General features: G+C 32.5%; 28 protein-coding genes and 1 tRNA gene. 7 read left to right on the top strand and 22 right to left on the bottom strand.

The window, feature by feature from the left end:
* Positions 1–7: 7 nt before the first annotated feature.
* Complete coding sequence (locus tag T478_RS05350; RefSeq protein WP_048105758.1) at positions 8–481, bottom strand: hypothetical protein; 474 nt, start codon at positions 479–481, stop codon at positions 8–10.
* A 249-nt stretch (positions 482–730) separates the two neighbouring features.
* Between T478_RS05350 and T478_RS05355 the strand changes: the two genes are divergently transcribed.
* Positions 731–2,815: an AAA family ATPase gene (locus tag T478_RS05355; protein ID WP_048105760.1), complete on the top strand. Its 2,085-nt coding sequence runs from the start codon at positions 731–733 to the stop codon at positions 2,813–2,815.
* Here the strand turns inward: T478_RS05355 and T478_RS05360 are convergent.
* Together T478_RS05360 and T478_RS05365 are read right to left on the bottom strand one after the other, a co-directional pair.
* On the bottom strand, positions 2,812–3,264 hold the full coding sequence (locus tag T478_RS05360; RefSeq protein ID WP_048105762.1) for a hypothetical protein: 453 nt from the start codon (positions 3,262–3,264) through the stop codon (positions 2,812–2,814). The genes T478_RS05355 and T478_RS05360 overlap by 4 nt on opposite strands.
* A 42-nt stretch (positions 3,265–3,306) precedes the next feature.
* Positions 3,307–4,323 carry a galactose-1-phosphate uridylyltransferase gene (locus T478_RS05365; protein ID WP_048105767.1) on the bottom strand — a complete coding sequence of 339 codons (1,017 nt, stop codon included), beginning with the start codon at positions 4,321–4,323 and terminating at the stop codon, positions 3,307–3,309.
* 100 nt (positions 4,324–4,423) lie between these two features.
* Here T478_RS05365 and T478_RS05370 point away from each other — a divergent pair, with 100 nt between their 5' ends.
* Entirely contained in the window at positions 4,424–5,710 is a 1,287-nt protein-coding gene (locus T478_RS05370; RefSeq protein ID WP_238573562.1) for a BPG-independent phosphoglycerate mutase family protein, read from the top strand.
* Here T478_RS05370 and T478_RS05375 read toward each other — a convergent pair.
* Positions 5,694–6,257 carry a DUF309 domain-containing protein gene (locus T478_RS05375; protein ID WP_048105769.1) on the bottom strand — a complete coding sequence of 188 codons (564 nt, stop codon included), beginning with the start codon at positions 6,255–6,257 and terminating at the stop codon, positions 5,694–5,696. The two genes, T478_RS05370 and T478_RS05375, sit on opposite strands and share 17 nt — an antisense overlap.
* Before the next feature lie 79 nt (positions 6,258–6,336).
* On the opposite strand from T478_RS05375, the gene T478_RS05380 reads away from it, so the two are divergent.
* The gene (locus T478_RS05380) at positions 6,337–6,774 is read left to right on the top strand and encodes a 30S ribosomal protein S24e (RefSeq protein WP_048105771.1); all 438 of its coding nucleotides are present in this window, start codon (positions 6,337–6,339) and stop codon (positions 6,772–6,774) included.
* On the top strand, positions 6,774–6,959 hold the full coding sequence (locus T478_RS05385) for a 30S ribosomal protein S27ae (RefSeq protein ID WP_048105775.1): 186 nt from the start codon (positions 6,774–6,776) through the stop codon (positions 6,957–6,959). The genes T478_RS05380 and T478_RS05385 overlap by 1 nt, the downstream gene beginning before the upstream one ends.
* Here the strand turns inward: T478_RS05385 and T478_RS05390 are convergent.
* A complete protein-coding gene (locus tag T478_RS05390; RefSeq protein WP_048105776.1) occupies positions 6,953–7,657 on the bottom strand; it encodes a hypothetical protein in 705 nt (234 codons plus the stop codon). The two genes, T478_RS05385 and T478_RS05390, sit on opposite strands and share 7 nt — an antisense overlap.
* Positions 7,658–7,697: 40 nt before the next feature.
* Positions 7,698–8,840: a tRNA pseudouridine(54/55) synthase Pus10 gene (locus tag T478_RS05395; RefSeq protein WP_052433901.1), complete on the bottom strand. Its 1,143-nt coding sequence runs from the start codon at positions 8,838–8,840 to the stop codon at positions 7,698–7,700.
* An 80-nt stretch (positions 8,841–8,920) separates the two neighbouring features.
* On the opposite strand from T478_RS05395, the gene T478_RS05400 reads away from it, so the two are divergent.
* A complete protein-coding gene (locus T478_RS05400) occupies positions 8,921–9,472 on the top strand; it encodes a hypothetical protein (protein ID WP_048106984.1) in 552 nt (183 codons plus the stop codon).
* Positions 9,473–9,504: 32 nt separating this feature from the next.
* Complete coding sequence (locus T478_RS05405; protein ID WP_048105780.1) at positions 9,505–10,044, top strand: hypothetical protein; 540 nt, start codon at positions 9,505–9,507, stop codon at positions 10,042–10,044.
* Here the strand turns inward: T478_RS05405 and T478_RS05410 are convergent.
* The 3 genes from T478_RS05410 to T478_RS05420 are packed head-to-tail and all read right to left on the bottom strand — an operon-like array spanning position 10,037 to position 13,405.
* Positions 10,037–10,471, bottom strand: coding sequence for a hypothetical protein (locus T478_RS05410; protein ID WP_048105782.1), 435 nt, complete (start codon positions 10,469–10,471; stop codon positions 10,037–10,039). The two genes, T478_RS05405 and T478_RS05410, sit on opposite strands and share 8 nt — an antisense overlap.
* Positions 10,472–10,518: 47 nt before the next feature.
* A complete protein-coding gene (locus T478_RS05415; RefSeq protein WP_048105785.1) occupies positions 10,519–11,484 on the bottom strand; it encodes a 2-oxoacid:ferredoxin oxidoreductase subunit beta in 966 nt (321 codons plus the stop codon).
* Entirely contained in the window at positions 11,474–13,405 is a 1,932-nt protein-coding gene (locus tag T478_RS05420; RefSeq protein WP_082008736.1) for a 2-oxoacid:ferredoxin oxidoreductase subunit alpha, read from the bottom strand. The genes T478_RS05415 and T478_RS05420 overlap by 11 nt, the downstream gene beginning before the upstream one ends.
* Positions 13,406–13,566: 161 nt before the next feature.
* Between T478_RS05420 and T478_RS05425 the strand changes: the two genes are divergently transcribed.
* The gene (locus tag T478_RS05425) at positions 13,567–14,535 is read left to right on the top strand and encodes a 2-hydroxyacid dehydrogenase (protein ID WP_048106990.1); all 969 of its coding nucleotides are present in this window, start codon (positions 13,567–13,569) and stop codon (positions 14,533–14,535) included.
* Here the strand turns inward: T478_RS05425 and T478_RS05430 are convergent.
* The 13 genes from T478_RS05430 to T478_RS05490 form a co-directional block, all read right to left on the bottom strand.
* Positions 14,532–14,798, bottom strand: coding sequence for a hypothetical protein (locus T478_RS05430; protein WP_048105790.1), 267 nt, complete (start codon positions 14,796–14,798; stop codon positions 14,532–14,534). The genes T478_RS05425 and T478_RS05430 overlap by 4 nt on opposite strands.
* A 24-nt stretch (positions 14,799–14,822) precedes the next feature.
* Entirely contained in the window at positions 14,823–16,121 is a 1,299-nt protein-coding gene (locus T478_RS05435; RefSeq protein WP_048105797.1) for an NAD(P)/FAD-dependent oxidoreductase, read from the bottom strand.
* A 38-nt stretch (positions 16,122–16,159) separates the two neighbouring features.
* Positions 16,160–16,260, bottom strand: a tRNA-Ser gene (locus T478_RS05440).
* 53 nt (positions 16,261–16,313) lie between these two features.
* Positions 16,314–16,760, bottom strand: coding sequence for a hypothetical protein (locus tag T478_RS05445; RefSeq protein WP_048105801.1), 447 nt, complete (start codon positions 16,758–16,760; stop codon positions 16,314–16,316).
* 3 nt (positions 16,761–16,763) lie between these two features.
* Positions 16,764–17,759 carry an RNA-guided pseudouridylation complex pseudouridine synthase subunit Cbf5 gene (locus T478_RS05450; protein ID WP_048105803.1) on the bottom strand — a complete coding sequence of 332 codons (996 nt, stop codon included), beginning with the start codon at positions 17,757–17,759 and terminating at the stop codon, positions 16,764–16,766.
* The gene (locus T478_RS07745; RefSeq protein WP_048105805.1) at positions 17,756–18,316 is read right to left on the bottom strand and encodes a cytidylate kinase-like family protein; all 561 of its coding nucleotides are present in this window, start codon (positions 18,314–18,316) and stop codon (positions 17,756–17,758) included. The genes T478_RS05450 and T478_RS07745 overlap by 4 nt, the downstream gene beginning before the upstream one ends.
* Positions 18,317–18,937 carry an EMC3/TMCO1 family protein gene (locus T478_RS07750; RefSeq protein WP_048105807.1) on the bottom strand — a complete coding sequence of 207 codons (621 nt, stop codon included), beginning with the start codon at positions 18,935–18,937 and terminating at the stop codon, positions 18,317–18,319.
* Complete coding sequence (locus T478_RS05465) at positions 18,938–19,531, bottom strand: adenylate kinase (RefSeq protein ID WP_342352446.1); 594 nt, start codon at positions 19,529–19,531, stop codon at positions 18,938–18,940.
* Positions 19,509–20,939, bottom strand: coding sequence for a preprotein translocase subunit SecY (secY, locus tag T478_RS05470; protein ID WP_048105811.1), 1,431 nt, complete (start codon positions 20,937–20,939; stop codon positions 19,509–19,511). The genes T478_RS05465 and secY overlap by 23 nt, the downstream gene beginning before the upstream one ends.
* Positions 20,932–21,411: an uL15m family ribosomal protein gene (locus tag T478_RS05475; RefSeq protein WP_048105813.1), complete on the bottom strand. Its 480-nt coding sequence runs from the start codon at positions 21,409–21,411 to the stop codon at positions 20,932–20,934. The genes secY and T478_RS05475 overlap by 8 nt, the downstream gene beginning before the upstream one ends.
* 1 nt (position 21,412) lies before the next feature.
* Positions 21,413–21,880, bottom strand: a complete 468-nt coding sequence (locus T478_RS05480) for a 50S ribosomal protein L30 (protein WP_048105819.1) — start codon at positions 21,878–21,880, stop codon at positions 21,413–21,415.
* Positions 21,881–21,887: 7 nt separating this feature from the next.
* A complete protein-coding gene (locus T478_RS05485; protein WP_052433903.1) occupies positions 21,888–22,643 on the bottom strand; it encodes a 30S ribosomal protein S5 in 756 nt (251 codons plus the stop codon).
* A complete protein-coding gene (locus T478_RS05490) occupies positions 22,643–23,128 on the bottom strand; it encodes a 50S ribosomal protein L18 (protein WP_048105823.1) in 486 nt (161 codons plus the stop codon). The genes T478_RS05485 and T478_RS05490 overlap by 1 nt, the downstream gene beginning before the upstream one ends.
* Between the last annotated feature and the right edge of the window lie 24 nt (positions 23,129–23,152).

Below are 23,152 nucleotides of genomic sequence, written 5' to 3' on the forward strand. Positions count from 1 at the left end.
AATTAGATTATTTTACACGTAATGTTTCATCCATACTTATACTATCAGTATATTTTTCATTAAAGATTTCAACATGAATTTCATAAGTTCCAGATTTAGTAATTAATTCTGAATAATTTTCATCCACTGGAAGAGTGTTATTATTTTGAATAAAGCATTGTTTTAAGAATCCACTTTGGGTTAAAACTTGTTTTTCAGAGGAAGATGTATCATAAATTGTGATATATAGATCGCCACAATTAAAATCTGGATTTGAGAGTTTTATACTAAATTCAATGTTAGAATTTTGTACAATTTCATTACTGAATCCGGTTAAAGTAATTTCACTTTTTGAACTGGATGTATGTCCATCGCCGCCAAATTGTAAAAAGTTTAATTCTCGATCAGGACTGCTTAATGTTTCAGCCATTACTGCAGTTCCTAACGATACAGAAAGTACGATAGGTAGAACATAGACTACAAGGGCAGAAGGTTTAACCAAGATGTTACAAGTTCAATTCCCACGTATATCAAATTTGTCATATTTTTTGGGGCCGATTATGTTTATTTTAGGAGTGAATTTTTAGATATTATGACAAAAAAGGAATGTAAAGATGGAGAATGTAGAGTTGACATTCCAGACTTAAGCGTAGAAGATGACACAGAGAAAAAAGTGGACAAAAAGGATTCGTCAAAACGTCTAAGATAATTTGGTCATTTGAGTTAAATTCTAGCGAACGATAATTTTTTTGTGCGATTAAGGAAGTTTAGAGCTCGTGCCTATCGTTGTATCCACGATTCAGGTGAAATTAGAGTAGGAGACCTTGCAGCTTTTGTTGGCCGAAATGAGAGTGGAAAAACTACAATTTTACAAGCATTAACTTTACTTAACAAAGACCAACCAGTCTCAGACCTTGACTTGTGTGATGAAATGACAGAAGACTTGAAACAAGAGGTTAGGTTAGCTGAGGGAGAATTTGATTTGAATCATAATGAAATTAGATTGATTAAAGAAACATTTCCATCAATTCCAGAAATAAAAAAAATTAAGATTTTTAGAACTAACAAAAATCCAATACCGCAGTATGATTTTGGAGATGTTGAAATTAGCGAAGCTGAAAATAGTGGACTTAACTCATGGGAAAATTTTAGAGAAAAATTTCTTTCTTTTTTGGATACTATACCAAATCATGTACAGATTAAACTAGATACAGGATTTTTTCAGGGTCAAGCACCTGAAACTGAAGAGATGTTTAGAAATGAAATGGCTGAATTTGGAAATAATTTACAGGTATTAGCTGCAGATGAACCACAGGTTATTGAGGAATGGAATAAAATTTCTGATGAAAATGATTCTAATTTCCAAAGTTTACTTGTAGGAACTACAGAAAAAATGGCATTAGAGAATTTCATAGATTCTAATTTGCATCCAAGATTTGTGTATTTTTCAGATTACAAAAAAATCATTGGAAATGTAAATTTGAATGAATATAGAAAAGAAAGAACGAGTCCTAGCATAGAATTTTCAGAAGATGAATTTGATAAAGCAGATACAGTTGATAATTTGTTTTATTTAGCAGAGTTGGATGTTGAAGAATTAGAAGAGGCAAAGAATAGTCCTTCACAATTAATAAAATTGCTTAATACGTGTAGTAAAAGACTAACTGAGAAATTAAATCCTGCTTGGAAAGGAGATCCAATACATGTTGAATTAAGACTTAATCCAAATAATGTGATGAGTGTCGTCATATCAGATGTACATAAAGATGGAACAGTTACAAATACAGGACTCCTAAATAGACGAGCTGAAGGATTTAAGTGGACATTCTCATTTATCGTAAATTTTGCTGCAGAGACACAAAGAGCAGAATTAAAAGAAGCGATTTTGCTTTTAGACGAACCAGCAAGAAACTTACACCCTACACAGCAACGAGGAATTTCAGATTTATTAAAAAGTTTAGCAGGTTCAAACCAAGTGCTCTATGCAACACATTCACCTTACATGATTTTTGATTATGCACCAGGTAATCTCTTGGTAGTTGAGTTAGACAAAAAGAAGCATTTGAGTAGAATTTATTATGATTATTGGAATGCAGATGATCTCACATTAACACCAATTCTTTACGGTTTGTCAAGAGGTCTGGTAGAATCAATTTTAGATAGACAAATAGGATATAATTCTAGACCTATTATTGTTGTAGAAACTATTGCAGACACAATGTATCTTAATGCATTTGATAAATTTTTAGAAGACCCAAACATCTCGATGAATCCTCTGAATATAGTAGCAGCATACAATAAAAATTCAGTTTTACCATTATCAATTTTCTATAGAAACCATGGATACAATACATTTGTACTATTAGACAATACTGAAGAATCAAAAGAAATTTCAGCTCAACTTATTGCTAATGAATTTTCAAAAACTCAAACAATTTTCTTTGAAGAAAAAACAAAAGCTCTCCAATCAATTGAAGACTATATGATTACAGAGGATTACCTTTATGCAGTAAACCAAACTTATGCAATTAAATTAAGAAAAGAAGGGTATGTCAATTTAACAGAACAGGACATACAATCCAGAAATAAGAGCGGAATTATTGAGAGCCTCAACTCAATCTGGGAAGAGCATAGAGAGGACGGTTGGGAAGAATTTGATAGCGAAGAAGTGGCACGTTATATTTGTGAAAAAATTGCCATCGAAGAGGCAGATTTTCTTTCAGATAAAACTAAAGATAAGTTTAGATCACTTTACAGATTAATTGCTGAGAGAATCAGACAGCAACAAAATCTAATGGCAGGTCAAAATTCAGATAAGAAAAAGATGAGCGTTTAGAAATTATCGCCGTCTTCAAGATAGTTCTTTTTTGGTTTTCTAGGTCTAATTTTTAAAAGTCTGGCACCTACGATTATAATTGGAATTGATAGACCCATGGAAATAAGAGGTACCATCTCAACAGAAGAATCTACCAAACTAGGTTTTAGATCTTCAATCATAGTAGATGCATAAGCCATTCCAAGCAATATGATTGCACCACTAAGAATTATTAACATTCCATTCAATCTAGAACCATATCGTTTTGACAAATGAAATGAAACACCCATCATTATTGTAGCAGGTGCGATACTAAGTGAAATAAATTGGTATAATTTTGGACCTGCTTCAAAACCAAATGAATCATTATCCGAAGGATCTATCATAAAATTAAATAAAGTTAAAACTTCTGCAACAAAGAAAATAGATAATACTAAACCTGCAATTGCCATGTATTTTTCTAATGCCATAATAACAAATTTTTTTTTGATGTAATAAACTATAACTTAATTTTATAAAATTCCCACTAGTGCAGAAAGTTCTTTTCTGCATGCTGCGCCTAGTTCTTCAGCAGCCTTTTCAGGAGTTAATTCATTTAGAAATATTCCAAATCCAAGTTCCAAACCAGACCAAGGAATGGTTTGAGGATATACTTCAACATGCCAATGAATCTGTTTACTATTTTTCTTTTCAGGAGATAGATGAAATGCAATATTAAATGAGACATCCTTTATGGAATTTGATAGACCTCCTAACGTAGCTCTAAGGATTAAGGCTAAATCATTAATCTCTTTTTGGGAAATTTTTGAGAAACTAGTTGCATGTTTTTTTGGACATATCCAAAATTCATACGGATGAGATGGTGCCCAAGGAGATAATGCAATAAATCCTTCAGTCTGGAGTATTTGACGTGGTCCACCTGATTCAGAGGTCACAAGTTGACTCATTGGATAAACACCTTTTTCATTTAAAATTCTATGAGAAGAATTTGCTTCTTCTTCAATTTTTGGAGGTATTGTTGAAAATGACATCATGTGTAAATGTGGGTGTTGAACTTTTGTTCCAGAGTTTTTGCCACTGTCAGCATAGATTGCGACATATGCAACACCTTTTTGAGTATAAAGCCATCTAAGTCGATCTTGAACTACAGATAAAACATACCCCCATTGTTCAACATCTATTGTTGCCAAAGTTTTAGTTTCGTCAGGAGAAGCAATTATGTTGTAATGATAGCCATATGCAGGTTCACTATACAAAGGATGTTCAGAGTATGTATTTTCAGTTTCTATATCCACTGCAGGATTAATTGCAGGAACAACACGAACTGTCCAATTTTTTACAGAATCACCTTCATCATCTTGCAATCGTTGAAGCATTCCATCCTTCAAAACCAAAGATAAGACAGAAGGATTAGTCATAGATTCGTTTCCAAGTTTGAAAGGATTTTTCTTTGATTTAGATGGCTTAGTTTTAGATTCGTTTACAATAACAAATCTTTCAGCTACATGATCTTTTCTTAAATTACCCACTCAATACTGGAAAAAAAAATCATTAAAAAGTGTTGAAATGATCTATTCAAAAAATACTAGATTTTGAAGATTTAAAATGAAGGCGCTTTGTCCAAAAATGTTGAGTGAAAATTCTCAGATCAAAATAGTGTATGTACTATTAGATGGTGTAGGCGATTTACCACATCCAGATATAGAAAATAAGACTCCTTTACAAGCAGCAAAAACTCCAAACATGGACAAGTTAGCAAAAAATGGTAAAATGGGCGAGGTCATTTCGGTAGGAAAAGGAATTGCTCCAGAGTCAGATATTGCAGTTTTCAATATGTTAGGATACAAATTTCATCACGCAGATTATGCAGGAAGAGGAGTTATTGAGGCAATTGGGACAGGGATGGATTTCAAAGATGGTGATTTAGCTTTACGAGGAAATTTTTCAACTTTAGACGAAAGAGATGTCATTATAGACAGAAGAGCAGGGCGACATATTGAAAGAGAAGATGCTTTAGCAGTATCTAGAGAAATTGAAGAAAAATTAAAATTTTCAAATCCACTTGCAAAAGTTGCAGTTACACCAACTATAGGACATAGAGTTATTGTTAGAATAAGAGATGAACATCCATTATCTCCAAATATCACAAACACTGATCCAGCTTATTCCAGGGTAGATGGAATGGGCGTGGCAAAAGCTGTAGGGGATTTCCTAAAAATTGAAAGATGTTTACCTTTAGATGAAACTGATACTGCAAAATTATCTGCAGATTTAGTCAATGAGTTTACAGAAAAATCATTGCAAATTCTAAAAGATAGTGAAACAAACAAAAAGAGGAATTCAAAAGGAAAAAAATTACTTAATAGTATTTTATTGAGAGATGCAGGAAACAAATATCCAAAAGTTGAGACAATTAATAAAAAATATTCTATGAATTTTTCATGTATTGTCGATATGCCAGTTGAAATCGGCATATCAAATGTTCTTGAAATGAAGGCATACAGTGCAGGTGGCTTAACAGATTATGAAGAAAAAGCAACTGTTGCTGCAAAGTCAATGGAGACAGAAAATGCAATTTATGTTCATTTGAAAGGACCAGATGAATTTGGCCATGATGGAGATGCAATTGGAAAAATGAAAAATATTGAAGAAATTGATGAAAGATTTTTTGGTACACTTTTGAAAAATATTGATACCAATAAAGTAGCAGTTATGATTTCAGCAGATCATGCAACTCCATGTATTAACAAAGGTCATAGTGATGATCCAGTTCCAGTACTAATTTCAGGAGATGGAATTACAAATGATGGTTCAGAAAGATTTACTGAAGAATTTGCTAAAAAAGGTGAAATCGGATTATTGGAAGGCGCTCAAGTAGTTAGTAAAGCAATAGAGATTATTAAATCAGGAAACTAGACACAGATTTCGAAGTTATCATTTCAGTAATAGTTTGTTTAATTTTATCAATGTCAATATCATAGTATTGACCATTTGAATTTTCTAATTTTTCTAATGCACGATTAAATATACTAATACAAACTAAGTCTTCATCTTTTTGATAGTGAACTAATCCTGCTGCAACTAAAATTAGACCTTGAACCAAGAATTTTTCATTACCGTCACAGTTTTTCCAAACACCCTCAAGAATTTCATGGCATTCCCAAAATCGTTCATTATTGAAATAATCTATTCCCTCAGAAATTGCTTTTTCTTTTTCAACAATTTCTTCAACTACATGTTTTGCATGATCTAATGGACCAATTGATGATAATTTATCAATTAATTCGTCTAAATCAGATTTAGCTATTGTCGTATCTAATTCAACATATTTTTTTGATACTCTGCAATCACGCAAAGTTAGATTCATTCCAGACGTAATAATCCTGGATTTTCGTAAAATGTCTTTTGCCATTTTTCTATTTAGATCTGACGAATTTTTTAGATGAAGCATATAGCGTTCCATGACTAGTAGAAATTAGAATTTCTTAAATTTCTTGTTAATCCATTGAAGATTTATAAGAACTATTCAGAGGTTTTGCTATATGTCAATGATTGAAACAGTGAGTGATATTGAAAATTCATTCCTCTCAAGAAGAGAAATTACTTGTAATTTTCAAGGTCTCGGTGGGAAACTAAAGAGAAAAGAAGCAGTAGATATGATTACAAAGGAATTCAACTTATCAGATAAGACAGTAATTGCAATCAATATGAAAAATCAAACAGGTAGACCAAATGTCACAGGTATGTTCTATGTTTATGATAATGAAGAATTAGCAAAGAAACAAGTTAATCCAACAATATTTGAAAGATTGGAAAGACAAGCAAAGAAAGATGCTGAAGCAGCACCTGCTGAAGAAGCAAAAGCTGAAGCACCTGCTGAAGAAGCAAAAGCTGAAGCACCTGCTGAAGAAGCAAAAGCTGAAGCACCTGCTGAAGAAGCAAAAGCTGAAGCACCTGCTGAAGAGGAGAAGAAAGAATAATGCCTGTAGAGAAAAAAGGTCACAAAGGATTCAGTCCTAAAGTAAGTCAGTATTACAAAGTAGATAATGACAAAGTATCAAGAGAAAGAAAAACATGTGTTAGATGTGGAAAGGGTGTCTTTATGTCAGAACATAAGAATAGAAGAACCTGTGGCAAATGTGGCGATACAGAATTTATTCAATAAAGTTTTTTTCTTCGTAATTTAGAATTTTTCGTTTTAATAATTTCAAGTTGTTGTAGTAACAATTCATCTAGTTTTATGTTAGATAATTGTGTAGCATTCAATTTTACAGTGTTAGTGTCTAATGAAATTTTAGATACAGGTAATTTTTCTTCAATCCAAAATTTGATTACTTTATCTTCTAACTTATAATCACGAAATCCAGAAGGAAATCTTTTTGTTATATGTGAGATCAAGGTATTATCATTGAAAACACTTCTAGGCTCAAGTAGTCTAGTATTATCAGAATAAACATTTTCAAATAAATTACTTGAAATTTCATCAGAAATCAATTCATTATTTGACAGTCGTGTCATTAATTCGAGATAGTGAAGAAATTCATGAGCTAGAATTGCATGAATAGTTCCTTTTAGGCCAAAAGCAACTAGGGGAGCAGATATCTGTATTACTACATGAATTGAATTTTTTACAACTAATGGGATAGTTCTAGCATACAAAATTCCTATATCGAGAGAGGTTGTATTTCCAGAAACAATTATCGAGGGCTCTACGTATGCAATAGGAAATTTTACTGATGATGCTTTTTCAATTCTTTGAATTCCATCAGATACAAGAGAAAATCTTTTTTGAATTAATTCATACATTGTTTTTGGTATGATATCATTTTGAAAAGATTTTGAGACTTTTTCTAAAGGATTCATAGTTAAATTAAAAAAATTAGTATAAAAAAGCTTGATTTGTTTAGAGAATTATGTTTTTGAAATCAAGGCTTTTACACCTACATTGATTATCTAATAATTCAGACACATTGGGTGTAATCTCAGAGTTTTGAATGAATGATTTGATTGGTATTCCGCCATCTAACAATAAATCTAAGCGGAATGAGGTTTTTCCTAATTTTTTATAACTTATTTTGTAGATTCGTTTTTGGGTATTTTTTTTATTTTTCCCAGCATCATGGATTTCAGAGTTTTTCAAAATATCCAATTTTTGTAATTGAGTTATGGAGATTGATTTTTTTGTATCGATAATTATTGAAACTTTAGATTTAAACGCAATTGATCCTTTAGGTGGTATTGGAATTTTTTTTAATTCTGATAATGAAATATCTTCTAATTTCAAAGATTTACGTAATATCCTATTTCGTCTTTTTGGATTTAGTATTTTTGCAAAAAATGGCCTGCCATCACCAAGAACTAAACTAGATTGATCCTCACCACCAATCCAATTAATTTTAACCTGATTTCCATCAAATTTTTTTATTAAGAAATTAGAGATGTTACTTTCCACACTCTCTAAAGTTTCCAATCCATCAAAATTACAATTATGACAACCAATTCCATTACAACTTTTGCATAAAACTTGTTTTTGAGGTAATTTTCTGATTTTTTTATTATATCTACCATAAACAAAAAGAGGTTTTGTTCGAATAGTACAAGATTCATCCTTGAAATTCGCTTGTATGAATAAATCAGGATTATCTACAATTCTTTTAGATTTTGTTCGTCGAGATAATTTTTTTATAATTTCAGCAGAAACTCCAAATTTAATATTTTCAATTCCTTTGAGTTTAAATTTTGATTTTATCAAATCATCTCTTTCAAGAAATGAATTTTTTAAAATTATCCCAAGATTGAATGTTTTAAAATCAACATCATCAGATTTTTCATAAATATTTGATAACATAAGATCAAGATTTTCAAAGAGGTTTTTACATATGTAGCATTTTGTGGTAGATGTTTTTTTGTATTTTATGAGATATTTTTTTCCAAGTGATTTAGATGAAGGTTTTCCAACTAGCTTTGAGATTAAACGTCCCGTACAATACTCACAAAGATTATAATTTTTTAAAATTTTAGAAATTGTAACAGAATGTGATTTCACATAGTTAGATAAGTAATTGATTTAATGAGTATTTATCATCCAGATTAGCATTAAATATGAGATTTTTTGAAGATGGTTTAATGGAATATGAAACCCGATATCCAAAAACAGTTTTGTGCCAAGACGATAAAGATGACAAAATTCATGTTGATAAAATGACTGGAGTAGAAGAATTGCATTTGATTGTTAAAGAGAGTGCAGAAAAAATGCGAAAAATTCTATTTGATGAAGGATTTACTACAGTAAAATTTGAACATAAACAACCACTCCAAATTGGAGATGGATTATCATTGAAATTAAAAAAACCATGGGAAATGCATGTTAGATTATTTTCTAATACAGAAAATAGTATTTCAATTCAAGGTGAAGTAGAGATATCAAGAGATTATTTACAACATTTGTTCAGTCAACGCACTGCAGTAATTTATGAGATTGAATCAATTTTAAAGAAAAACGGAATAAAATATGATATTTTGAATAAAAGAATTAGTAAATATGTTAACAAAGTTTTGGATGAATACAAGATAAAATTAGTTACTCCAGATATTCCAGTTTTTGCATGGAAACCAATGCTGTTTATGATTGGAACTGTAGGCGCAATGTATTTGTGGAAATATTTGCATACACTTTGAAGCTTTAATTATTAATCAGAAGAATACAGTTCGTGTCAGATCAAATAAAACCATTATTCATGAAACATTATGGTATCTCTCCATGGGAAATTAATGTGATTACAAGCATTTTGGATAAAAGATTTCAAACAGAAGATGAAGAAATTGAAAATACATATGAAGAAAAATTTGTTAGTCACTTAGAAATATCGTTTCCATATTCATTTAATGATGAATTTTTCAAATGGTTTGATTATAAAGAATGGGATAGACTAAAAGGAGTTTTTAAAGAAATGAAACGAAGGAGAGGAGATGGAAAAGCAATTAGAATTAACCTAAATTTTTCAGGACAACCAGACATTAATTTTGTTATTGAATCAGATGAGAGTCAGTGGTTTAAGATGGAAGTTGAAAAAATAGATTTTGTTGTTGAATTATTACCATATCATTTAGATGAAAAAAATATTCCAAAGGATGTGAAAAGTGTAATTTATAATTTTGATCAAGAAGCTGCCAGATGGAGATTAAATACAGTATTTACAAGTGAGAAGAAATTTGTAAATTCTAAAAATGGTTGGAAATTATCTACTTAATTTCTTTTTCAAGCGGTTCAACTAATCCATGTAGTTCTTTATATTTTGATTCAATGAAATCTAGCGATTCATCTAGTTTCTTGGATTTTCCATATTTGTAACGAACTAATTCACGATGATGCCAAAAATTTTTTCCTTCTTCTACAGAAATAGTTGTAAAATAATCAGTTCCCTTCAGATTATCAGGTAATTTCATTGGATATGGAAAAAGAAATTCAGTGATAAACCATTCATCACCATCAGGATAATCATTACCAGTTTCGACATCAAAGAAGATATGAAGTAGATTAGATTGCATCAGACCATCAGTAGATATTTCAGGATGTTTTACATTTGATTTCTTAAAATCAAGTTTTGTCAATTCGGGAATAAAAAATTCATTAATAATTGATTTTCTAAATATTCTATTTACCTCAGTTATATTCAATAGTTGTAAAATAGAAAAAACTGTCTAATAATCATTTGTCAATATGACTAGACTTTGTATGAATCAAGTATATGATTAATTTTGGTTATAGGAGCATTATTTTTTGAAATATTTTGTAACGCCGAAGGATTTTCTATATAATTCGGAATTTTATCAATTAATCTTCTAGTATATGGAGTGATTAGTTCATTTTTATAAAATATTCCAGTTGGTATTTTTGTATCCCATTCAAGTGATTTTACAATTGCCTGTGTTTTTTTCTGATTTAATTCAGTTTCATCACTATAATGTACAACAGGATCATAATCGGTATCTTCTAATTTGTAAATACGTGGCATTGGCTTGTTGGTAGTTTCATCAACTCTATCTGCACCATTAAACCAATCTCTTGTATTGATGTCATTATATGTTGGACAAGGTTGTAAAACATCTACAAATGCTAAACCTTTGTGATTAATTGCGGCAATGATTATATCTTTTAGATGACGTATATCATAAGAGTAGGCTCTTGCTGTAAAAGTAAAACCACTAGCAATTGCAAGTCCAATTGGATTAACATTATAATTTGTATTCGGAGTAGGTAAGGACTTGGTTTTTTCACCTAATTTTAGAGTAGGTGATGCTTGCCCCTTAGTCAATCCATATACAGCATTATCAAATATGATGTATGTCATGTCCACGTTACGTCTACCAGCTGCAACAAAATGACCTGCACCGATTCCAAGCCCATCTCCATCACCACCAACGGCTATGATTTTCAAATTTGGGTTTGATATTTTTGCGCCTTGTGCAAAAGGTAAAACACGTCCATGCAAAGTATGAACACCAAATACATTGATGAAATGAGATGTTTTTCCAGAACACCCAATACCAGAAAATATTGCAGTTTCATGACGAGGAATTTCCATTTCTGCCAGTGCCATTTGAATGGAATTTACAATTCCAAAATCACCACATCCAGGACACCAGTCATTATGTACATCTGTTTTGTAATCTCCTACCTTAAGCGCCATATGTTAAAACCTCTCTTTTTTCAGCATTATTATTTACAATTTTCTTTAATGTATCGTATAATTCAGTACATGTCATTGGTCTTCCTGTGTATTTTAGAATATAATAATCAGGATCTTTTTCTAAATTTTGTTTAATTATTGACCCAAGCTGACCAGTGTAATTGGCCTCAACATCAATAATTGTTTTAGAATTAGAGAATGATTTTTTCAAAAGTTCTTTTGGGAATGGATGTAAAAGTTTTATTTCAACAAATCCAATGTTAATTCCTTCATTTTTCAACATATCAATTGCATCAAGAATTGGACCTTGAGTTGAACCCCAAGAAACAACACAAAATTCACCATCAGAATGTTTGACAATTTGTTCAGACTCAGGAATTTTTTCAAGAATGTAATCAAGACGAGACTGTCTTTTATCCATCATTTCTACACGATTAACTGGATCCTCAGAAATATGACCTTCAACATCACTTTCATCTCCAGTATTCCAAAATATTCCATTTTCTAAACCTATTTTTGATCTTGGTGATAATCCATCGGCGGTATGGTCAAATCTTTTGTAAGCATTTGAAGGAGGTTCATCTAGTAGTTTTCCTCTATCAATATTGACTTTAGTTTCATCAAATCGTTGACAGGTAGTGACAGAACTAGCAATGAATTTATCCATCATATGTATAATAGGAACTTGAAAAACATCAGCGTAGTTAAACACATTAGCTGTATCATAAAAGCTATCTGATACATTACCAGATGCATAAACAATTCTAGGAAATTCACCTACACCTGAATTAATGGCACATAGTAAATCATCTTGGCCATGACGGGTAGGTAAACCAGTAGAAGGTCCACTTCTTTGATAAAATGTAATCACAACAGGAACTTCATTAATGCCTGCCCAACTCAAACATTCTATCATTAGTACAAAACCAGGTCCAGATGTACATGTTGCAGAACGTACGCCTGTTAATGATGAACCTATTGCCATACCTATTGCAGAGATTTCATCTTCAGTTTGAATAACAAGTGTTGAACCAGGACGATCTTCATTAATCTCAAGTATTTCGTTGGTTTCAAGAAAATTGCTTTCATCTGTTGCAGGCGTAATTGGATAATATGATTGAAATCTACATCCTGCAATTATTTTCCCAATGGATGTACCATAGTACCCTTGAACTAGAAGTGTATTTTCTTTAATCTCATTAATATTGAATTTTAAATCTGTACTTCCAAACTTTGCTGCAGCATAATTGTAAGCAAAATTTGCAGCAGATACATTCATGTCAGCGATTGCTTTTTTCTTTGAAAAAATTGAGTTTATAGATTCTGTTAATTTTTCTGTAGGAATCATTAACAATCCTAATGAAAGAGAGACTCCCAAAACATTGAACATACGAATCATAGTTTTAATTCGAGGATTTTCTATTTTTTCAGAAAGTTCAAACAAAAGACTACGGAAAGAAACAGAATGTATTGATGCACCTCTTTCAGATGCCAATTCCAAGATTCCTTTAATAGTATTCTCTTTGTTGTTAGATTTTAAGAAACCTTCCATTCGTTCTTTAAAATCATTATCAAATGTAATAACATCTGAGACTTTGATATTTTCTAAAGTTGAATCGTAGATTATGATTCCATTTTCTAGAACATCATTAGCATGACGAAATATAGTTTCAGCATCAAATGCAATTAACATGTTTGTACCTTTGATACTAGAACGAATTTGTTTGTCAGAAACTCTAACTGCAAAATAACTATGTTCACCTTTTATGTTAGAATAGTACTCACGTTTTCCAAATATTTGATATCCCATTTTTGAGAAAACTTGAGAGAAAATATTAGCGGCAGTCTCAACACCACTACCTTGTGGTCCACCAATCATCCATGTAAAATCAGATACCAATTCATGCCCCCGTCGCTGCATCAAATAATGCACATTCACATTTATCACGTTCACCACAATAAGGGCAAACACAGATACATTGTTCTATTGTTTTTGTACATTCAGAACAATTTAGAAAATCATCAGAAGAAGACAATAATCATAGTATGATTAAATATTATAAATGGTTTGACCATACATTAATGAAAAAACGTTTCAATGTGTTAGTTACAAGACGCCTACACACATCTGCACTAGACGAATTAAAAAGAAAATGTAATGTGTCGCTGCATATAGGTAAAATTCCAATTCCAAAAAAAAATCTAATTGATAAAATCAAGAATATGGATGGCTTGGTTTGTCATCCATATGACACAATAGACAAAGAAGTCATTAAAAATTCAAAAAATCTCAAAGTAATCAGTACATTTAGCGTAGGTTTTGATCATATTGATGTTAATTTTGCAAAATCACAAGGAATCAAAATTGGCTATACGCCTGAGGTTTTAACTAATGCCACAGCCGAGTTAACAATTGGATTAATTCTAGACGTGCTGAGAAGGATTTCTGAAGGAGATAGAATTATTCGAAATAAAAAATGGAATCAGATCTTCGGTGCATATGATTATACAGGTACGGAAGTATCAGGCAAGACTATCGGAATTATAGGAATGGGAAGAATTGGAAGAGAAGTTGCAAGAAAGGCAAATGGTTTAGGTATGAATATAATTTATCATAATAGAAAACCGATATCAAAGAGAATTGAAAATATGTTAAAAGCAAAATATGTTTCAGAGAATATGCTCTACAAAAATAGTGATATAATTTCACTGCATGTTCCATACAATAACGATACACACCATTTAATGAATTCAAAAATTTTTAAAAAAATGAAAAAAACTTCTTTTTTGATAAATACATCTAGAGGTAAAATTGTTAATGAAAAACAATTAGTTAATGCATTGATGAAAAAAGAAATTCAGGGTGCAGGAATGGATGTTTATGAATCAGAACCTGTTAAAAGAAACAGTCCATTATTAAAATTAGAAAATGTTGTTTTGGCACCACATGTTGGAAGCTCAACTAATGAAACAAGACAAAAAATGTCAGATATTACTGCAAGAAATTTGATTTTAGCACTAGAAGGAAAAAAATTACTTTATTCAGTTTAGTCTAATTGAATTAAAACATCATCAGGATTGCCTTTAACACAATCAGTTCCAACAGCTTTTAGTTTTTGAAATTCAAGTGTACCTTCAGGGATTTTCCCTATTTTTTGTAATTCACCAATTTTTACAGTTACAACATCTTTGTGTTTTTCACATGTAATTCCAACCATGTAAGAATCATCATTATGTACAATTTCCACTACATATTCTGGTGGATTAACACAATCACGTCCATTCTGTTTAACAGAACATCTATCTGGGAACATAAAATTACCATTTTTGAAGGAATATTAAATCTGTTCTATTATAGAATCAAAATTCCATAGCGTGTTTTTTTGAGAATTTGGTTTTTTTAAGATTCCTTTGTCCTGTAATTTTTTAATAATTAAAGCAGAATAAGCAGGCGCACCAGTTGCACCAGGAGAATTGTAATTAACAATATGAAATGAATTATGACCTTCACGTTCCATTACATCAGAAATAAAATTTCCATCTGGGGAAATAACGGGAGTACGTATTCCTGCAGTACCTTTTTTTGTAAAATAATCAGGTTTTAAGGATGGAATAAAATTCATGACACGTTGAACCATTGCATCTTTTGAAATGGAACTTCTAAATTCATGACTGATTAACGATATGAAATCAGGATTAAGAAATAGTTTTTTTGCGCCACCAGTGAGAATTTCTCCTAGTTTTGATATAGTAGAGGGAATATCAGTTACAAAACCATCATATGTTTCAGGTGTTGGTACAGGCACAGCATTTGGACCAATTTCAGTAGTCCCATTAGCACGTTTTATCCAATGAGGATCAAGGAATGGAAATTCAGGATGTCTAGCAACTGAATAGATGTTTGTTTTTACAATATCAGCATAACTGTTATGAGCTATCCAGTATTCTCCTCTAAAATGAAGATCAGAATATGATTCAAACAAGTCAAATTGTTTTGCAATATCTAACGAGTTTCCACCAGAGCAATTAATTAGATAACTACATTCAATTGAAGAATTATCTGTAAAATTTACTTGAATTGCGTCATCATTTTTGATAAATGATTTTACACTTTTCTGAAAAAGGAATTCAGTTGAATTTTGTACAGATATTTTCTTTATTTCCTGTGTAAGTTTAGAATAATCAGTAGATACATCACTTTTGCAAAGTAACCCAGAAAAACATTCAACATTTTTTTCTTTTTGTTTTATTTCATTTGAGTCAAGTAATACAAGATTTTCTTCTAAAACACCATTTTCAATTCCCCATTTTTGGTATTTTTCTAATGTTTTATGCTGTGTTTCATTTAAAGCAACCTCAATTGTTCCTATTTCATTCCAAGGCGACATTGTATTTTCAGCAAGCGTTTTCCATAATTCATGTGAGCTTTGCGCAGATTTTGCAAAAATTTTTTTCTTTTCAGGGTTTAGATAAAACGGAGTATGAACAACGCCTGTATTTCTTCCACTAGTATGTTGAGCAACATTAGATTCTTTTTCAATAACACATACACTAGAGTCATAAAGATTTGAGATCCAATACGAAATTGTCGTACCTAAAATTCCTCCACCTAAAATTGCAATATCAAATTTTTTCAATATATCATTTCACACGACCTACAATTTTAAATTAAAGATGGCGCCGAGAGAGAGATTTGAACTCTCGATCCCTTGCGAGAACGTGCTTTATGGTTAAAGATTTCCAGGCACGCGCCCTACCAGGCTAGGCGACCTCGGCATTAGCTTTCGCTAAATAATAATTTGATAGTGATTATAAAAATGCATTATATTTTATTTGAAAACATGAATTATGACAATTTTTTCTATGATACTCCCATCAAGTGTAATTGCTTTTGATGTGATTTTGTATGTGCCTTCCAATATTTGATCACCATTATTTTTTATTTGATCCCAGACAAAAGTTACATCTTCATGTGAATCTAGATTTGAGATTACTTGAGCTGCAGTAGGTGAAAAGATAGGAATGCTATCTAGCTGTTTTATGATTAGCCCATAGGAAGCATCAGGAAATTTTAGTTCATCTGTTCCTGAATTAACAATTGTAATAGAGATGGGTTCGCCTAACGTAAAGTTAGTTTTTTCTGTAACTATTGATAATGAGGTTCCATCGACATAGACTAATTGATCCTCGACACCATATTCATACAAAATAATTCCGAAAATTGGTCCAGAAACAACACCAAGAATTATCGCAAAAAGTAAGCCTTTAGGAAACAATTTTTACTCTTTTGGAGGTGAACTTGTACGCCAATTTTTTGGGTAAGTGTTTGGTTTCATGATTATTCTTTTTGTTTGAAATGCATATCCCTTCGTTTGTTCTTTAATTTCATTTTCAGATAGTAAAGATTCTGCCAATGCAACAATCTCACCTTTTTGAGAATAAATTCCAACTAGATCACCTTTTTCCAGATACTGAGATATTTGTAAGACGCCAGGTATTGCCAATTGTGCTCCATGACACATAGAATCTATTGCAGAATCACGAATGACTACTGATTTTATTTCACTAAGAGTTTCTTCAACAGGTCGAATAATTTTCAAGAGTTTTGAATCATCTTTATTTTCTTTCCATGTTGCATATGCATCAGCTAATTGATGCATAGTGACAAGATTATTTTCATTAAATTGATGAACACGTGAACGACGTAGTTCTATCATAGAACCACCTGGGCCAAGTAGTTCACCCATATCGTAGTATAATTTTCGAATGTATGTTCCTGCTTCACATAATATTCTTAACAAAACTAGGCGTTCTTTTTGTTCTAAAAGTTCTAACTCATAGATGGTTCTGCTTCTAGTTTGTCTGACCACAGCAGAACGTTGTGGAGGTTTTTGAAAAATTTCACCACGAAATAATTCAAGAATTTGTTCTAGTTTTTCTTTAGATGGTAACGAATGTAATCTACCTAATGCATGATATTCTTTTGGTCCCATCAATAATACACCAAGAGCCTTTGTGCCTTCTCCCAAACCAAGAGGTAAAACGCCTGAAACTTGTGGATCAAGGGTTCCACTATGACCAGCTTTAGGAATTTCTAAAATTCTTTTTGCCCAAGCGACAACTTCATGACTTGTAGGTCCAGGAGGTTTATCAATCAAAATTAGGCCGTATTCAAGAAGCTGTTCAATTGTTCTTTTGTTGTAATATGTTCCATTTTCGGGATTAGTCATATCATCATCTATTTTTACAAGATTCTCAAGTTGTTTTAGAGTCAAAGTAATTCTCTCACTGTTGTTTTAGCAATTTCTAATACTTGTTCTGCATTTATTCCATCAGTTTGAATAATTTTGTCAAAAACTGAAAGATCATCTCCAAATTCAAAGTTATAGAGATTTTTGTAGATTAATTTATTTTCATTAAATCTTTTGTTAACAACTGCTAGTGCAGAGGATTCATCCAGATTATCACGATTCTGCATGCGTTTTGCACTATTTTCTACAGTTCCATCTAGCCATAATTTTATTCCACTGTCAATTAACCAAGGAAGTGTATAACTGGTAATGACAACATTACCTTTTTCAAATAATTGGATTAATTTCTCATCAACTTTTTTATCAAATTCTGAATTTTCTTTTCTTTGATTAAGAAATTTCATTCCATCTTCAGTATCCCACCAATCATCACCGCTAGAAGAAAATCCTTGTTCACTCGCAAGTTCTTTTAAAATATCTCCACCGCTTAGATAATTAAGATTAAATTCTTTTGCAAGTCCCTTGGCTACAGTTGTCTTTCCGATAGCAGGAGGACCAGACACTACGATGGATTTTGACAATTATCCTAAATCCATTTGTGTTTTAGTTAGTTTCATGATGAGCCCACTAAATGCAATTGATGATAGGAAGTACCAAGCCCACAAGTATAATGCATTTTCATCTTGACAATATGCACCTTCTTCTACTTTGATAGCAGTACATGTTAGTTCAAACCAATCACCTGGAATAACATTTAGTGGAATTGGAGATAATGCAACAGTGTATGAGAACAATTGTGGAAGTACAAAATAGAAAATTAACATTAAAGGAATAATTGTAATCATCATAGGTCGAATATTCATCTGCATCATTTCCATGTTCATTTTATTCATGTAAGCCGATTTTTTATTTGCATTAGCAATTCTTGCTTGATCTTTTGATCTAAATGCAGCCATTCTCTCTTTTTGCCATGCTCTAACTTCTTTTGTGATTCTTCTTTGCTTAACCTGATCAACCATTTTTTTTCTTATTCCGGAGTTGATTACATTTAATGCAATTCCAAATCCAGCAACTGCTAACATTGATAGAATTGCACCTTTTATCATAGGATCGTCACTGCCAAGAGGACCTTCTCTCATTCCAAAGAAATCCATCTGAAGGAATACTGCGTCAATAAAGTTTAGTATGAAATTAAATTCCATTTAAACACCCACACCTATTGCATCTATTACATTTTGTGCTGCTTCTTCAATTTTTCCTTCATTATTCAATATAACTTTCAATGGAGATCCAGATAAGACCGAACAACTTGCAAGCATTGCATCTTGTACAGCTAGTTCCTTTTTTATTGCTTCGATTGAAATTTTGTCACGATTTCTACTATCATCCTTCATCCTACGATTATAGATCTCTTCTGGGCGTGCAGATATTGCTATGAGATGTGTTGGTTCAAGAATTTGAATTACATGATAAGGAAGACCTGGATAGAATCCTTCATCAGTAGAGATGAATGCATGAGTATCAACAAAGACAACATCATCTGTTAATTCAGCAATTTTTTTTGCAGCCTGTTTTTGTAGTTCTTTTTGTTGTGAGACAGGTAAATGTCGTAGATTATCTCTATCAGAGACTTGATTGTTAGCAGCTTCATCCATCATTACAGTACCATAACTATGTACGCTAGCGCAGTGTTTTTGAGCATTAATTAATTCTACAATACGCGTAACTAGAGAAGTTTTTCCAACTCCTGGAATTCCAACTATTACTATTTTTTTACGTTCTACCAAGTAAAGCACCTAACCGTGGCATAACAACTTCCACCTGTTCTTTTACTAATTGGTTATAGTAATTAATTAGAATATCTACAGAGAGCAAAATTCCAATTCCGGTACCAAATACTCCTAATACATCTGAAACGCCTGCAATTAATCCAAGAATTGCAGAACCGATTATTGTAACTGATGGGATGTATCTGTTAAGTAATGTTTCAATTGGTTTGTTTGAACGTCTAAATCCAGGTACTTGAACATCTGCATCCAAAAGATTTTGTGCTGCTTTCTTTGGAGAAAGTCCACCTAATTCGACCCATAATCTTCCAAAAACAATTACAATTGCGACCATAAATATGACATAACCAACTGCACGAAGCGGATCTTGTGCTGCAATGTCTAAACCTCTCGGAGGTGTAATGAAGTAAACAATTCCACCAGTAGGTGAAGACGGTGCAGTCGGGTCAAATTCTGCTAAAATATTCAGGAATACATTATTGTTCCGCGGGTTAAATTGTGACCAAAACATTTGCCCAATGAAAACAGCATTGGCAGTTAACGCAGAAGCCAAAATTACAGGGATGTTTGAAACATACATCATTTTAATTGGATAAGTTGCTGCAAAGCCTCTATACTTTGTAGAAACAATTGGAATTTCCACCTTCATTCCTTGAGTATACACTAGTATTGCTAAAATTCCTGCAGTTAAGAACAAGCCAAATATGCTCGGCAGTTGATTAGACCTGAATATCGCATCCGCCACATCACCATACGCAGCCATCTGACCAATGAACGGAAATACACCAACCGCGCCACCATCACCTGCAGGCATTGGACTAAACAGACTCCAAAGAATTTGTTGAGCAACTCCTGCCATGATAAATATACTAATTCCACTACCTAGACCCCATCCTTTTTGGATAGTCTCATCTAGGAACATTACAATTACAGACGCACCCATTAACTGCCCTATCAGTATGTACAGCACCGTGGGCTCTGTAATTCCGGGTCCATAAACAGCAATAGCATATACAATTGATTCGGCTACAATTACAATGTAGGTTACAAGTTTTGTAGCAGTCTGAAATACACCACGTTCTGCAGGATTCTTGAAATCAAACTTTAAGATATCAGAACCACGAAGCAATTGCATTAACAGACCACCTGTTACAATCGGACCAATTCCTAATTCAACAAGTGAACCTTGTGCAGATGCAAAAATGACTCTAGCGAATGCTAAGAAATCAAATTCAGGTGCAGTTGCACCAAACAAAGGAGTTTGACCCATTACAAGGTAAATTACTAAACAACCTGAAGTCCATAGGATTTTCTGTTGTAAAGGAATTTTCTTTTTTGGTTTTGGAACCTGAGGTATGTAAGGTTCAGCCTTGGCTACAATTTTTCGTATAGTTTCAGTTAGTGTTCCTTCAGCCATCGTTGTTTTCTACATCTTCAGTTTTTTCTTCAGTTTTTTCTTCAGTCTTTTGAACAGGAAGAATTACTTCACCACCTGCTTGTTTTATTTTTTCAATTGCAGAAGGTGTTGCGTTTTTTACTTTTATTGTATATGCAGTATTAGTTTGTCCTCCACCAAGTAATTTTTCAATCTCAAGTGATTCCAAATCTAAAACATTTTTAGAATTTTCGGATTTACCAGACTTTGCAAATAGATCATTCAAGTCTCTAATATTTATCCAAACTTTTGTAATGCTTGGATGTGGGGAATGAGTTCCTTCATGGCCAAAATGATCTTGATCTTCTTTAATTACAGTACTTGCTAAATGTTTGAGATGTCCAGAACGTCCAAGACCGCCTTTATGACCAAATGATCTGTGTTGTGCTACTTGACCCCATCCCATGTGTCGTCCGCCTCTAAGTCTTCTAGTTTTTCTTAATCTTGTTGCCATTTTACATCATCCTCTTTACAATAACTAAAAGTTCTTTGTTGTGTCCTAAAACACCTTTTTGGCCATAGAGTTTTTTACAACTTCTTTTGAAGCCATGTCTTGGAGGATTCAATGCAAACCAAGGTTTTAGAGGTTTTAATTTTGTGAGAGAAGTTTTGCCCTCTGCTAAAGCAGAAGCCAATTCATCTACAGATTTGTATCCTAATGCGGTAATATCTTCAGGTGTGATTTTCTTATAGCCAGATTTTCGGGCTTTTTTATCTAAAAGTTCTTTTGCAGTTTCTACATCAAGTTCTTGCCAAGCCACATAATGTTGAACTTTTCTTAACATTCCAATAGTGTTATCTATTTCAGGAATAATTACAGCACGATGTTTCTTTTCTAGTTTTAATAAATTCATTGTAGTTGTAGCCCAATAAGGTACATCAGCGGTTCCACTAATTCTTACAACAAGATATGCTTTAGACATTCAACAATCACCCTTGACTCCATGTCTGTTTTAGACATGCAAGTAATGCTTTTGATGTTGAGGCCATTGTTGCAGTAGAGCCACTTGTATGTGTCCATGCATCTTTTACACCTGCAAGTTTTAGTAGATTACGAATTTTTCCGCCAGCAACTAATCCCAATCCTTTTGGACCAGGTAGAATTTCAATTGTTACACTTCCAGATTTTCCTTTAACAGTGAATGGTACAGAATGTTTTCGATCACATCTGCATTCCCAACTTCCACAACCAAGGTTGACTGGAACTACGTTTAGAAATGCTGCGTTGTTTGCTTTTTCAATTGCAATTCTCATTTGTTTTGATTTACCAAGACCAATTCCAAGCCAACCATTTTGATTTCCTGCTGCAACAAGAGCTTTGAATCTAGTTGATTGACCGTTAGGAGTCATCTTTTGAATTAATCCAACATCAATAACTTCAGTTTTTAAATCAGGTAATAATTTTTTAACAATTCCAGATTCGAGTATGCGATAACCTTTTTCATAAATCTCTTCCATTGATGTAATTTCACCAGATGCAACTTTTCTTCCTAGAATTGTTTTTGGTTCCCAAACTTCTACAACAGGTTCACGTCTTGGTCTTCTTGGTCGGTCACCTTGACGACCACCTCTACCTCCAGGTCCTCCAGGTCTACCTTGTTGACCAGGTCTACCGCCAGGTCCTCCAGGTCTAGATTGTTGTTGTTGCTGTTGTGGAGTTTTTTTAACAGTTTTTTCAATACTCATTATGCTTTGACCTCACTATCAATTTTTGATTTAACACTTGAAATATCATTTTTAACTTTAAGATGTTCACCGTTAATTCTTTCATCAGCTGGAAATGATTCTTCATCAGCTGGAACTTTCACACCTGCATCGATTACTCCTTTTAATGCTGCAGCCATTCTGTCAGTGTATCTTCTAGTACCACTATACAAAATTGCGTCAGTTACGCCATTTGATAATGCTTTTTTTCCAGCCATGTAACCGGTCAAATATGATGCAGGAATATTTTTTCGAGAACCTTTCCATCCATCTTTAAGGAGAAATCGAGAATGGGCAGATGCTAGAACTTTGTCCCCTTTAATTTCAGGCTTGACAATTTGGACTTGAGTATTTTCATTTGTAACATTGACTGTAATGAAATCACGCTTTCCCATAAGCATAATTTTTCGTTTCCGATAGTTAGTTTTCTCACTACGAATTCTTTGCAATATCTTCGAATATGCCATCTATAGAGGAAAAACTTGAGATTG

The sequence above is a fragment of the Candidatus Nitrosopelagicus brevis genome (assembly GCF_000812185.1).
Taxonomy (GTDB): Archaea; Thermoproteota; Nitrososphaeria; order Nitrososphaerales; family Nitrosopumilaceae; genus Nitrosopelagicus; species Nitrosopelagicus brevis.